At 68.6% G+C, this 12896-nt stretch carries 13 protein-coding genes; 9 read left to right on the top strand and 4 right to left on the bottom strand.

The genetic code is table 11. The features are described from left to right. Nucleotides 1-150 precede the first annotated feature (150 nt). The 5 genes from VF106_RS01825 to VF106_RS01805 all read left to right on the top strand — a co-directional run bounded on the left by VF106_RS01825 (nt 151) and on the right by VF106_RS01805 (nt 6818). Nucleotides 151-1452, top strand: a complete 1302-nt coding sequence (locus VF106_RS01825; RefSeq protein WP_330837751.1) for an ABC transporter substrate-binding protein — start codon at nt 151-153, stop codon at nt 1450-1452. A gap of 77 nt (nt 1453-1529) precedes the next feature. Next, nucleotides 1530-2555, top strand: coding sequence for a carbohydrate ABC transporter permease (locus VF106_RS01820; RefSeq protein WP_330837750.1), 1026 nt, complete (start codon nt 1530-1532; stop codon nt 2553-2555). Beyond that, the gene (locus tag VF106_RS01815) at nt 2546-3388 is read left to right on the top strand and encodes a carbohydrate ABC transporter permease (protein ID WP_330837749.1); all 843 of its coding nucleotides are present in this window, start codon (nt 2546-2548) and stop codon (nt 3386-3388) included. The genes VF106_RS01820 and VF106_RS01815 overlap by 10 nt, the downstream gene beginning before the upstream one ends. 32 nt (nt 3389-3420) lie before the next feature. Further along, nucleotides 3421-5961, top strand: a complete 2541-nt coding sequence (locus tag VF106_RS01810) for a glucosidase family protein (RefSeq protein ID WP_330837748.1) — start codon at nt 3421-3423, stop codon at nt 5959-5961. Between the two features lie 134 nt (nt 5962-6095). Continuing rightward, the gene (locus VF106_RS01805) at nt 6096-6818 is read left to right on the top strand and encodes an NPP1 family protein (protein WP_330837747.1); all 723 of its coding nucleotides are present in this window, start codon (nt 6096-6098) and stop codon (nt 6816-6818) included. A gap of 60 nt (nt 6819-6878) precedes the next feature. On the opposite strand, the gene VF106_RS01800 is transcribed toward VF106_RS01805, so the two are convergent. Both VF106_RS01800 and VF106_RS01795 read right to left on the bottom strand, forming a co-directional pair. Next, nucleotides 6879-7655, bottom strand: a complete 777-nt coding sequence (locus tag VF106_RS01800) for an ABC transporter permease (RefSeq protein WP_330837746.1) — start codon at nt 7653-7655, stop codon at nt 6879-6881. Beyond that, complete coding sequence (locus tag VF106_RS01795) at nt 7648-8598, bottom strand: efflux ABC transporter ATPase subunit, DrrA-related (protein ID WP_330837745.1); 951 nt, start codon at nt 8596-8598, stop codon at nt 7648-7650. Before VF106_RS01795 ends, VF106_RS01800 begins: the two co-directional genes overlap by 8 nt. 103 nt (nt 8599-8701) lie before the next feature. On the opposite strand from VF106_RS01795, the gene VF106_RS01790 reads away from it, so the two are divergent. Genes VF106_RS01790 through VF106_RS01780 form a run of 3 tightly spaced genes read left to right on the top strand, consistent with a single transcriptional unit; the run spans nt 8702 to nt 10803 of the window. Beyond that, a complete protein-coding gene (locus tag VF106_RS01790) occupies nt 8702-9454 on the top strand; it encodes a TetR/AcrR family transcriptional regulator (RefSeq protein WP_330837744.1) in 753 nt (250 codons plus the stop codon). Between the two features lie 48 nt (nt 9455-9502). Next, entirely contained in the window at nt 9503-10165 is a 663-nt protein-coding gene (locus tag VF106_RS01785; protein ID WP_330837743.1) for a DUF998 domain-containing protein, read from the top strand. Further along, on the top strand, nt 10162-10803 hold the full coding sequence (locus VF106_RS01780; RefSeq protein ID WP_330837742.1) for a LysE family translocator: 642 nt from the start codon (nt 10162-10164) through the stop codon (nt 10801-10803). Before VF106_RS01785 ends, VF106_RS01780 begins: the two co-directional genes overlap by 4 nt. Here the strand turns inward: VF106_RS01780 and VF106_RS01775 are convergent. Next, nucleotides 10800-11702, bottom strand: a complete 903-nt coding sequence (locus VF106_RS01775; protein WP_330837741.1) for a hypothetical protein — start codon at nt 11700-11702, stop codon at nt 10800-10802. The two genes, VF106_RS01780 and VF106_RS01775, sit on opposite strands and share 4 nt — an antisense overlap. A gap of 173 nt (nt 11703-11875) precedes the next feature. Between VF106_RS01775 and VF106_RS01770 the strand changes: the two genes are divergently transcribed. Further along, nucleotides 11876-12292: a DUF6319 family protein gene (locus VF106_RS01770; protein ID WP_330837740.1), complete on the top strand. Its 417-nt coding sequence runs from the start codon at nt 11876-11878 to the stop codon at nt 12290-12292. Here the strand turns inward: VF106_RS01770 and VF106_RS01765 are convergent. After that, nucleotides 12289-12873 carry a DUF1361 domain-containing protein gene (locus VF106_RS01765; RefSeq protein WP_330837739.1) on the bottom strand — a complete coding sequence of 195 codons (585 nt, stop codon included), beginning with the start codon at nt 12871-12873 and terminating at the stop codon, nt 12289-12291. The two genes, VF106_RS01770 and VF106_RS01765, sit on opposite strands and share 4 nt — an antisense overlap. Nucleotides 12874-12896: the final 23 nt, after the last annotated feature.

The raw sequence follows: 12896 nt of genomic DNA, 5'->3' as shown, positions 1-12896 counted from the left end.
CGCCGCGACCGAATGGTCACGCGGCGCTTCGCCACAGTGCCCCGATGGCTCCTCTCGGTATCCTTCCCATCACCTTCAGTGTTTACCCGCGCATTCCGCAGGCCCCGTGGGTGCGGGTTTGTTCCATTTTGATCGACAGGAGAGAACAAGATGATTGGTAAAGCAAGCGTGCGCGGTGCCGCCTTGCTTGCCGTCGCGGCGTTGGCGCTGGCCGGCTGCGGTGATAGCGGATCCGACAATTCCGGCGGTGGCGGGTCCACCGCGTTGGAGGGTCGCGGCCCGATCAAGTTCGCGACCGGCAAGGACACGTCGGGCAACATGCAGAAGCTGGTCGACCAGTGGAACTCCGAGCACCCCGACGAAAAGGTGACGATCACCGAGCTCCCCGAGTCGGCCGACGACCAGCGTGACGCGATGGTCCGGAACGCCCAGGCCAAGTCCAACGAGTTCACCATCCTGAACCTGGACGTGGTCTGGACCGCGGAGTTCGCGGCCAACCGCTGGGTGATGGAGCTGCCGCAGGACCAGTTCGACCTCGAGAACTTCCTCGAGCCGGCCGTGAACACCGCGAAGTACCGCGACAAGCTCTACGCGGTGCCCGTGTACTCCGACGGCGGCCTGCTGTACTACCGCAAGGACCTCCTCGAGGCCGCCGGCGTGACGTCGGCGCCGAAGACGTGGGCGGAGATGCAGGAGGCCTGCGCCAAGGTGAAGGCCAATCCGGCCAACGCGAGCCTCGGCTGCTACGCGGGCCAGTTCGAGAAGTACGAGGGCCTGACGGTCAACTTCTCCGAGGCTGTCCAGTCCGCGGGTGGTTCGATCCTCGACGACTCCGGCAAGCCGACCGTGGACACGCCGGAGGCGAAGGAAGGCCTGAACTTCCTGGTGAACGGCGTCAAGGACGGCATGATCCCGCCGGCCGCGGTCACCTACAAGGAGGAGGAGGGGCGTCGTGCGTTCCAGGACGGCCAGCTGATCTTCCACCGCCAGTGGCCGTACCAGTACGCGAAGGCGAACGCGACCGACGGCTCGTCGCAGGTCGCCGGCAAGTTCGACATCGCGCCCATTCCGGGCAAGGACGGTCCCGGTGCGTCCACTCTGGGCGGTCACAACTTCGCGATCTCCGCGTTCGCCGACAACAAGGCCACGGCGCTCGACTTCATCAAGTTCTTCACCAGTGAGGAGACGCAGCGGTCCAACCTGCTCGCCACCTCGCAGGCGGGGACGCGCACCAAGCTGTACGACGACCCCGAGCTGGTGAAGCAGTTCCCGTACCTGACCACGCTGAAGGAGGCCATCGGCGCCGCGGTGCCGCGGCCGCAGGCCGTCAAGTACGGCGACGTCACGGCGGCCATCCAGGAAGCCGTGTACGGCGCGATGAACGGTGAGACGAGCACCGACGACGCGCTGAAGGACCTCCAGTCCAAGCTGGAGTCGCTGACCGCGCAGTAGCTCCGTGCATGCCGGCCAGTGAGTCCAGCGTGGACTCACTGGCCGGCATCGGGCTATTCACACCTGGGAGTTCTGCCGTGACAGCAACTACCGCGCCGCCGCCCACCACGACCGGCGGCGCACCGAAACAACCGTCCGCGAAAGCGGACCCGCAGAAGCACGGCCGCCTCGCCGCGCTGCTGCTCGCCCCCACCTTCATCGTGCTGGCGATCGTGATCATCTACCCGCTGATCGCGGCGATCCGCGAGTCCCTGTACAAGAGGCAGGACGGACTCGACCCGAACGGGTTCGTCGTCGAGGGCGACCAGTTCGTCGGTGTCGAGAACTACACGGACATGTTCCGCGGCGAGACCGGCGAGCGGTTCTGGAACGCGTTCTTCAACACCAGTTTTCTCACCGTCACCACCGTCGTCCTCGAGGTCGTGATCGGCGTGGCGATGGCACTGGTGATGCACCACGCGTTGCGGGGCAAGGGACTCGTTCGTGCGAGCATCCTCGTGCCGTGGGCCATCCCGACGGCCGTGTCCGCAATCATGTGGCAGTTCATCTTCCAGGCGGACGGTGTCGCCAACGAGGTGCTCAACTCGCAGGTCCTGTGGACCACGGAGGGTTTCCACGCCAAGGTCGCGGTCATCATCGCGGACGTGTGGAAAACCGCGCCGTTCGTCGGACTGCTCGTCCTCGCCGGGTTGCAGATCATCCCGAACGACGTCTACGAGGCGGCCAGAGTGGACGGCGCCTCGGGTTGGAAGCAGTTCTGGCGGATCACACTGCCGCTCGTCAAACCCGCGCTGCTGGTGGCGATCCTGTTCCGCGGGCTGGACGCGCTGCGCATGTTCGACCTGCCCTACATCATGATCGGACGGCGCAAGGAGTCCGTCGAGACGTTGTCGATGCTCGCCCAGGAGGAGGCCTCGAACGCGAGGATCGGGCCGGCCGCCGCGTACGCGGTCGTCCTGTTCCTCTACGTGGCGGTGGTGGCCTACGCGTTCGTCAAGCTGCTCGGCGCCGACGTCCTCGGCGAGGCGCGGGTCCGGCGCAAGGAGGACAAGCAGCGAATGGCCCAGGCGGCCACGACGACGGAGTTGGCGTCATGGACATGAGCACGAAGGCGCCGACCGGGCGCAAGTGGTTGCTGAACATCGGCGTCGGGATCATCGTCATCTACTGTCTCGTGCCGTTCTACTGGATGGTCGTGTCGGCGTTCCGCCGGCCCAACGACGTTGGTGACAACTCACCGCTGCCGAGCCCGTGGTCGCTCGGGAACTTCGAGGCGGTGTTCGGTCCGGGTGTCGGGTTCTGGCGGGCGCTGCTCAACAGTCTCATCGTCGCGGGCGCCACCACGATCCTGACCCTGATCGTCGGCACGTTCGCCGCGTACACCATCGCGCGGCTGGACTTCCGGTTCAAGAACATCGTTGCCGGGGTCATCATCGCGACCTCGATGTTCCCCGGGGTGGCGCTGATCGTGCCGCTGCTGAAGCTGTTCACCGACATCGGCTGGATCAACACCTACCAGGCGATGATCGTGCCGAGCCTCTCGTTCGCGCTGCCGCTCGCGGTGTGGACGCTCGCCACGTTCTTCCGGCAGATGCCGAAGGAGCTGGAGGAGGCCGCGATGGTGGACGGGCTCACGCGGGGGCAGGCGTTCCGCCAGGTGATCCTCCCGCTGGCCGCGCCCGGCATGTTCACCACCGCGATCATCACGTTCATCGCGGCGTGGAACGAGTTCATCATCGCCCTGTCCATGGTGAACGACAAGGACATCCAGACGGCCAACGTCGTCATCGCCCAGTTCACCGGTGCTTCCCAGTTCGACAGTCCGTTCGGAACGAAGATGGCCGCCGGCGTGATCGTCACGGTGCCACTCGTGATCGTGGTGCTGATCTTCCAACGACGCATCATCGCCGGCCTGACCGCAGGAGGCGTCAAGTAATGAGGATACGGCCAGTCTTACTGTGCTCCGCGTTGGCACTCGTCACGACCGCGCTGGCGGTACCGGCCGGCGCGGAGGGCAGACAGGACAGAGACATCGATAGCGATCTCGCCGGGGGCGCCTTCGCCGGGCGCTCCCCGGTCGAGCTGTCCGAGACGACGAGACTGGCCGACCGGCGAGCGCTGGTCACGAGTGACCGCACCATCGCCATGGGCGATGGTGCAGGCCTGTACCCGGCGAGTGGCTGGCACATTCGCGGTGAGATGGGCGGCGTGTGGGCGCCGCCCGTCAAACTGCTCGACGGCATCTGGTTCGCCGTGGACGGCGCGTGGCTCGGCGCCGACGCCCCGGCCGCGCGGTACACCGCCGGCTGGGGCTACCAGCGGTTCGCCTACCAGCCGTCCGGGGTGAGCGTCGACCGCGTCGACTTCGCCCCGGACGGCGTCGGCGCTACCGTGATCGGGCTGACGCTCCGCAGCGCCTCCCCGCGCACTGTCTCCCTCGCGATGGACGCGCACTCCGAGCTGATGCCCGCGTACCCGTGGGGCTGGACCACCCCGAACGCCGGGGTGAACCAGCCGGACACCGGGGCCTACGGCAACGGCGTGTTGACGTTCCGGGACAACGACTTCGCGGCACTGGTCGGCTCGTCGGCGAAGCCGGTGAGCCATGCGCTCGGCCCGAACCACCGCGGCCCGCAGGACCCGGCCGTGGTGTGTCCGGCAGACGGCACCGCCCCACCCCGTTGTGACGACTCGGCGTTCGGCCGGGGGACCGGCGGGCGACTGAACTACTCCCTTGACCTGGCAGCCGGCCGGGCGACGACCGTGTGGTTCACGATCGCCGGCTCCGACCAGGGGCTCACCGCGGCCCGCGCGGAGTACCAACGGGCGGCGAAGAACCCGGTCGCGGCTCTGCGGTCCAAGGTGGACACCCGGCACGCGCTGGCCCGCAACACGGTCGTGGACCTGCCGGGCGACCGGCTGCTGCAACAGAGCATCCAGTGGAGCAAGCAGAACCTCGCCGACTCGGTGCAGGAAGCCCACGACCTCCAACTGAGGGACACCGACGAGGGTCGTCAGTACCCGGACCCGGTGGGCACCCTGCCGAAGGCCCGGTGGTTCGGCGCCGGCTTCCCGGACTATCCATGGCTGTTCGGCACCGACGGCGAGTACACGGCGTTCGCCGCGGTGGCCGCCGGACAGTTCGAGCCGATCAAGGCCCACCTGAAGGCGTTGCGGGACATCAGCGAGGTGCTGAACGCCCGGAGCGGCAAGGTCGTGCACGAGGTCGTGTCCACTGGGGACGTCTACTTCGGCGCGAACGACGACGCCGGCAACACCGACGAGACGGTGAAGTTCCCGAGCGCCGTCGCGCTGGTGTGGCGGTGGACGGGCGACAACGCGTTCCGGGACGACCTCTACGACTTCACGGTTCGCAACCTGCGGTACGTCGACTCCACTCTGGACGTCGACGGTGACGGCTGGCTGGAGGGCCTCGGCAACGTCGAGCGCGCCGGCATGGGCGTGGAGAAGCTCGACAGCACCGCCTACTACGTCCGCGGACTGCTGGACCTCGCGGAGATGGCCACGTCCAAGGGCGACACGGCGACGGCGTCGTGGGCCACCTCGCGGGCGGCGGACCTGCGTGCCCGGTTCGAGGGCACGTGGTGGGTGGATGCCGCGAGCGCGTACGCCGAGTCGATCGACGACCCGGCCGACCCCGCGAACGACAACCGGCCCGTGTTCCAGCGACACTGGACGGGCGTGACGCCGATGGAGATCGAGCTGCCGTCCGGTGAGCCGCTCGCGTCACCGGCACACGGCCCGGTCGCGTTGGCACAGCGCGAGAAGGACTGCTACACGGGCGAGTTCGGCCTGTACCACACGGGTTCCGGTCCCACCTCCGCGCCGGAGGGCAACCCGGGGCCGTCGTGCGACAGCGTCGTGTCGACCGTGAAGAGCGAACGGTCCACGTTCTCGCTCAACACCGCGGTGATGGCGGTGGCGGAGGGCGAGTTCGGCCGCCTCGGTCCACAACGGACATACACGACGGGCAACGCACGCATCCAGCTCGACCCGTCCGTGTGGGAGACCCCGGGTGCGATGCCGGAGGTGGCCCCGTCCCCGGACTTCGTGGCGAACATCGACCGCCCGTTCTACGACCGCTCGATGTCGCTTCAGGCGTGGGGCACGTACGGGACGCTGTGGCCGGTCGTGCACCAGTGGCTGGGCGTCGCGCCGTCGCTGGGTACCGGGACTCTGTCGGTCGTGCCACAGCTGCCGCCGGGCCAGACCTCCGTGGCGGGCAAGAACATCCGACTCAGCACGCGTGGTTCGGTGGACGTGTCGGCGTCCGTGCGTGGTGACCGCCTCACGACGTCGGTCCGGCTGGACCGGGTCGACGCGACGCTGACCGTCGGCGCGGTCCTACCATCAGACAAGCGGCCGGTCACGGTGGCCTACAACGGAAAGCCGGTCCGCTACACGGCCGTCCACACCACGCGCGGCACGGAGGTCCGTGCCGCGGTCGCCGGATCGGGAAGCCTGGTGATCACGCTCGACAGAACGTAAGCGGATGGTCACTGTTCCGACGTTCGGCGGTTGACCTGACCTGATCATCGCGCCTTACGTTGACTGCGTCATTTCCCGCAGCCAATGGAGAGGGCCCTGCGATGCGTGTGGGAAGAAGAACCGCTGTCGTCGTCATGACCGCCACCCTGCTCACGGTCCTGATACCCGGCGTTGCCTGGGCGGACCCGCCACGAGCCTTGCCCGCGAGCTATGCCGCCGCGGACGGTAAGTGGCAGCCCGCCTTCGACTACGACGGTGACGGGTGCTACCCGACACCCGCCATCGGCCCGGACGGCACGATCGCGCCGGGCCTCAACAACTCCGGCGCTCTGAACGGAAGCTGCCACGACCAGTCCGATCTGGACAACACCAACTCCTACTCACGGTCGAAGTGCGACAGCGGCTGGTGTGCCTACCTGTATGACCTGTACTTCGAGAAGGACCAGGCGGTGCCCGTGTGGGACTGCTGCGGTCACCGCCACGACATCGAGCATGTGGTCATCTGGGTGCAGAACGACGTGGCGCAGTACGTTTCCGTGTCCCGCCACGGGAACTACGACACCTACCCTCGGTCGCAGGTGGCGTGGGACGGCACCCACGCGCACGTCGTCTACCACAAGGACGGCGCGTCCACGCACTGCTTCCGCATCGCCGGCATGACCGAGACGCCGGAGAACCACTACGGCACCTGGCAGTACCCGGACCTGGTGAGCTGGGACAACTTCCCGGCTGGCATCCGGGACCGGCTCGTCGCCGCCAACTTCGGCAGCGCGAGCCTGGCCATCAAGGACGGCGCCTTCGCCGACAACCTGAACAAGGCCAAGCCGTCGGGCATCCCGTTCAACCCGTACGCCTGAGAGAGATAAAGGACGCCTTCCTCACCGGGTTCGTGAGGAAGGCGTCCCTTCATCGCAAGGTCAGGCGGTCCGGCGCTTGAACAGGCGGCCGGTCGCCAGTACCGCGACCGCGAGGATCCCGCCGTACCAGGCGAGTGCGATCCACGGGCTGTTGCCGACCGGCTTGTCGAGGAGAAGTCCGCGCAGCGCCTCGATGAGCGGGGTGAACGGCTGGTTGTCCGCGAACCCGTGGATCCACGACGGCATGGTCTCCACCGGCACGAACGCGCTGCTCGGGTACGGCAGGAACATCACGAAGAACGTGAACCCGTTCGCCGCCTCCGGGGTCTTCGCCAGCAGGCCGACCGCCGCGGCGGCCCACGACAGCGCCACGATCGCCACCAGCAGGATCCCGGCCACGGCCAACCAGTCCAGCAGGGACGCCGACGGGCGGAAGCCGATGAGGAACCCGACGCCGAGCACGAGCGTGGTCGCCACCAGGTTCCGGCCGGCGCTCGCGAACACGTGCCCGCCGAGCACGGCGGTGCCACGCACGTCCATCGAGCGGAAGCGGTCCACGATCCCGTTGGTCATGTCGTTCGTGACGATCGGGGCGGTGAGCGAGGCGCCGAACGACGCGCACAGCGTGATCACGCCGGGCACCACGTAGGTCACGTACTCCGTGCCGGTGTTGATGGCGCCGCCGAACAGGTAGACGAACAGCAGCATCAGCATGATCGGCAGCGCGAGGGAGGAAATAAGCGCGTCGCCGTTGCGCATGGTCAGCCGGGTGGCGCGGCGGACCATCACCAAAAGGTCGCCGACCGGCGAGGCGGGGCGGATGGCGAGGTCAGACACCGGCGGTCTCCTTCGTGGTGGCGTTGCCGGTCATGGCGAGGAAGACCTCGTCGAGGGTCGCGGAGTGCACGGTGAACCGGCTGACCGCGCGACGGGCCGGGTCCAGCTCGTCCAGCAGCGCACGCACGTGTCCCGCGCTGCCGTCGGTGCTGACCGACAGGGTGAGACGGCTCTGGTCCGGCAGCAGCGCGCGCTCGCCGAGGTAGCTGGTCATGGCGTCGAACGCGACGGGATCGGCCAGCGTGAGGTCGAGGCGGTGCCCGGACACGCGTTGCTTGAGCTGCGCGGAGGTGCCCTCCGCGACGATCCGCCCGCCGTCGACGAGCGCGATCCGGTCGGCGAGCTTGTCGGCCTCCTCGAGGTACTGCGTGGTGAGGAAGATCGTCACGCCGGAACGGGTCAGCTCGGTGATCACCGTCCACATCTCAGCGCGGCTGCGTGGGTCGAGGCCGGTGGTCGGCTCGTCGAGGAAGATCACCGCCGGCGCGACGATCAGGCTCGCGGCCAGGTCCAGCCGCCTGCGCATGCCGCCGGAGTACGTGCTGACCTTGCGACCCCCCGCCTCGACCAGGTCGAACCGTTCGAGCAGCTCGTTCGCCCGCGCCGCGGCCGCCCTGCCGGACAGCCGGCACAGCCGGCCGAACATCCGCAGGTTCTCCGCGCCGGTCTGCAGCTCGTCGACGGCGGTGGACTGACCGGTGAGGCTGATGCTGCGGCGGACCAGCGCCCGCTCCCGCACGATGTCGTGGCCGGCGACGCGTGCCGCGCCGGCGTCCGGCGTGGTCAACGTGGTCAGGATGCGGACGGTGGTGGTCTTGCCCGCGCCGTTCGGGCCGAGCAGCGAGAACACACTGCCCCGGGGCACGCGCAGGTCGACACCGGCCAGCACCCGCACCTCCCCGTACGACTTCGTGAGGCCGGTAGCCTCGATCGCTGGTTCCATGAGATCCCCTCAAGACTCGCGGAGCTTCTGCGTACGACGTAAACTGTACTGCGTAGGGCATAAACAGTAAATCAGGGATGTCCCTGATTGAGAGGTCAGGGTGATGACCGAGGACACCGGCCTGCCGGCCAGCTTCGAGATGGTCTGGGGCGTGCGCGACCGGCCGACCAAGGGGCCCAAGCGCGGGCTGTCCCTGGAACAGGTCGTCGACGCGGGCATCAGGGTCGCGAACGCCGAGGGAATCGGCGGGGTGTCGATGAGCCGGGTGGCCGGTGAGCTCGGCACGTCCGCCATGTCGCTCTACCGGTACGTCGCGTCCAAGGACGAACTGCTCATGCTGATGATCGACGGGGCGTTCGGCCAGGTCGACAAGGCCGAGCCGGTCGAGGGCACGTGGCGAGCGCGGCTGGATCAGTGGGCGAGGATCGGGCTGACCGCCTTCCGCCAGTTCCCGTGGATCCTGCGCATCCCGGTGAGCGGGGCGCCGATGATGCCCCACCAGCTGCGGTACCTGGAGTGGGGCCTGCGCACGCTCGGGGAGACCAGCCTCCAGGAGCACGAGAAGCTGTCGGTGGCGCTGTTGGTCACGAGCTTCACGCGCAGCTACGCGTTGCTGTCCGGCGACATCGCGGCGGCGTACCAGGCGGGCAACCCGATGGCGCGGGTGGCGAACGACTACGGCGAGCTGATCAAGCGGTTGACCACCGCCGGGGAGTACCCGGCGCTCCACGCGGTGGTGGACTCGGGCGTCTTCGAGGGTGAGGACGACCCCATCGAGGCGTTCGAGCAGGACTTCCGGTTCGGACTCGACCGCATCCTCGATGGCATCGAGGCCCTCGTGCGACGCCGGGAATGACAGGTTTGTCTTAGATTTCTCATAGGTTTCGTGGCTAGCCTCGATGACATGCCCTCCAGAACCGCACTGGCGAGCGTCGTCACCCTCGTGCTCGGCACCCTGTTGATGTTGTCGCTGCACGTGATCCCCCCGACCGACGAGATCAGCCCCGTCCGCCGCACGCTCAGCCAGTACGCCCTCACGTCGAACAAGTGGCTGTTCGACGGCGCGATACTGCTGATCGCGCTCGGTTCGGCACTCGGCTTCGCCGCGATGGTGCGCCACCGGGGCGTCGCGCCGTACTCGGGCGCCGTGCTGCTCGGTGCACTGTGGACGGTCAGCCTGCTGGTGATCGTCGCGTTCACCAAGACGAACTGGTCCGTCGGCCCGAGCATCGGTGGGGTCGTCCACCGGTGGGCCAGCGTGGTGGCCTTCGTCTCGCTGCCGCTCGCGGTGATCATGAGCGCGCGCAGGGTGTTCCCGGAGCAGCCGGGCTGGCGCATGGCGGCACGCGGGTTCAGCGCGGTGTCCCTCGCGTGGTTCGGGTTGATCGTCTTCGGGTTCGTGCGGATGCTCATCGGCTACGGGCCGTGGTGGCAGTTCGTGCCGCTCGGGCTGGTGGAACGGGTGATGGCGCTCGCGGCGGTGGCGGCGTTGACCACGCTCTCGCTGGGGCTGGTGCGTAAACCACGCGACGAGCTGGTGGGGGCGCGTTTAGTCTCGGCAGTGTGACTTCGCTCAGCCAGGTTCTCGCGTTCGCGCTGCTCTGCGTGGTGATCATCGCCGTGCCGGGGCCCAGCGTGCTGTTCACGGTCGGTCGCGCGCTGACCGTCGGCCGCAAGGAGGCGCTGCTCACCGTCGTGGGCAACGCTGTCGGCGCGTATCTGCAGGCCGTCGCCGTGGCGGTGGGGATCGGCGTGATCGTCGAACGGTCCATCGTGGTGCTGACGGTGATCAAGCTCCTCGGCGCCGCCTATCTGGTTTACCTTGGCGTGCAGGCGATCCGCCGTCGCCGCAAGGTGACCGAGGCGCTGGCCGCTGGCATCCCGACCGTGCTCCCGTCCCGGCGTGCCGTGTGGGACGGCTTCGTCGTCGGCGTCACCAACCCGAAGGTGATCGTCTTCCTCGTGGTGGCGCTGCCACAGTTCACCGACCCGGGCGCCGGCAACGCGTCACTGCAGATGCTCGCGCTCGGCGTGCTGTTCCCGGTGATCGCACTCGTGCTCGACAGCATGTGGGCACTGCTCGCGTCCACCGCCCGCACGTGGTTCTCCCGCTCCCCGCGCAGGCTGGAGCTGGTCGGCGGCGCGGGCGGGCTGATGATGATCGGCCTCGGCGCGACCATCGCGGTGAACGGCCGCAAGGATTAGGTGACCGGCGGCAGGTGCCGCCATGCCGCGTCGGCCAGTGTGCGTGCGGCGGCACACGGGTCGCCGGCGCCGGGCTTGCCCACGTCGGGCATCGTCACGCCCAGTTCGGCGAACTCGAACGTGCCAACACCGATCGCGAAGTCGATGTGCTTGGCGTACACGGTGCAGGAGATCCGGCCGGCGACCACCCACGACTCGCGGTCCGCGATGACCTCGGTCGGGTGGCCGTCCGGCACGCCGAGCTCGCTGGCGGACTCGGCGACGGGGTAACGCAGTGTCGCCTGGTTGCCGTCGTCCTCGCCCCACCGGCACCAGTGGCCGGTGATGGGAAACACGGGTTCGACGTCCGACGGGATGTCGAGCTGTTCGGCCACCAGGCCCCTGGACATCACGTCGCACGGGGAGAGGGTGGCCAGCGAGTTCGGCGCTGGCCGCCAGAGCTTCGCCCGCTCACCCGCGAGCACGTTGAACACGCCCGTCAGCGCGCCGCGGTTGAGCGAGCACAGCAGCACCTCCGGCAGGTCGCCGTCGTCGGCCGACGTCGAGAAGGCGGTGACCGCGAAACCCTCGGCCAACACCAGTGCCATGTCGCAGCCGTCCTCCAGCAGCACGATCGTCGCGCCCCGGCCCAGGTCCGCCAGCTGGGTGCGGTCGCGGGGAAGCATGCTGGTCGACATCTGCTCGCCGAGCCAGACGAAGGCCCGGCCCGCGTCGGTGGCCACCGAGACGCGGCAGTTGTCCATGTCCGGCCGTCCCGGCATGGTGGCCGTGCCGTGCGGTTCGAACGCTGCCGGCCCGGTCAGGCTGCACGGGTCGATCTCCGCCCGCGTGTCGAACGGCATCGTCACCGGGTTCCCGGTGACCGGCGTCCGCTCCGGAGCGCCACCGGTCCGTGCCACACAACCCGCCAATACCAGGGCCGTCGCCACCATACACAGACCGACCCGCGGATTCCCCATGACGGGCAGACGCGATGATGCGACCGGCGGTTCCCGACCCGCCCGCGGATGCGGGTTGTGAACGCATGTTCTAATATCGCCACCCTGCGGCGTTAGCCTGACGAAGGAGCGTGATGGTGTCCCCTACGAGCGAGGACAAGCCGGCCGAGGAGCAGGCCACCGAGGCAGCTGCCCCGGCCGAGGCCGCGCCGGCTGAAGCACCCCCGGCCGACGCGCCCGCCAAGCGCGGCCGCAAGCCGGGCAGCACGGCACGCAAGACCCGCACGGTCGAGCTGACGCTGACGGTCACCGGCACCCTGGACGGCGAGTGGCAGGCCGACCTGTCGCACTCCGGCAGCCGGGTCGTGCAGGGGCTGAAGATCCCGGCCGCCGCCGTCTCCCGCGCGGCCGCCGAACTACACGAGGACATCTCCAAGGCGATTGAGTCCGTGCTGGACGTTGCCCGCAAGCAGCACCAGGAGCGGCTCGCCGAACTGGAGGCCGAGCTGAGCAAGGTCAAGGCGGCGCTGGCCGAACTCCAGGATGGTTAACCCAGCTTCGCTGCGCGGTTCATGATCGCCGGCAGGGCACGCGCGAGCGTCGCTCCGCCGGCGAGTATCGCGAACAGCACGAACAGCACGGCGAACGTCCTCGGCTCGGGTATCCGGACCAGGTCGAGCAGCCCTCCCGGGTTGGTCAGCAGGTCCCACGAGTTGAACCGGAACACCCGGCCGAGGACGATCCCGACGGCGCACAGGGCGTGCAGCGACAGGTCCACGACCAGCACGGTCCGGCGTGACACGCCGTGGTCGGCGAGCCAGCGCTCCAGCCGCACGAGTGACAGCACGTATGCGGTGAACCCGGCCGCGAACAGGCACAGGTACTGGCCGACCAGTGCCGCCGCGAGCCAGTGGTCACCGTGCGCCGTCGACAGCTCGCGCGGCAGGTGCAGGACGTCGGTCAGCACGTACGGGGCATTGGGCAGGAACGCGACGAACGCCGCGCCGCCGGTCACCAGCAGCCACCGCGGCCGTTCGCGGTGACCGAACAGGTACCGGGCCAGCGCCAGCGGCACCAGGGCGAGGAAGGTGTTCCAGCCCATCCAGCCGACGTTGCCCACCAGCGCGGACATAACATCACGGTACCCGCGACGGC

Source organism: Actinophytocola sp. (assembly GCF_036378875.1).
Taxonomy (GTDB): domain Bacteria; phylum Actinomycetota; class Actinomycetes; order Mycobacteriales; family Pseudonocardiaceae; genus Actinophytocola.
This window is presented reverse-complemented; position numbering and strand designations above follow the sequence as displayed.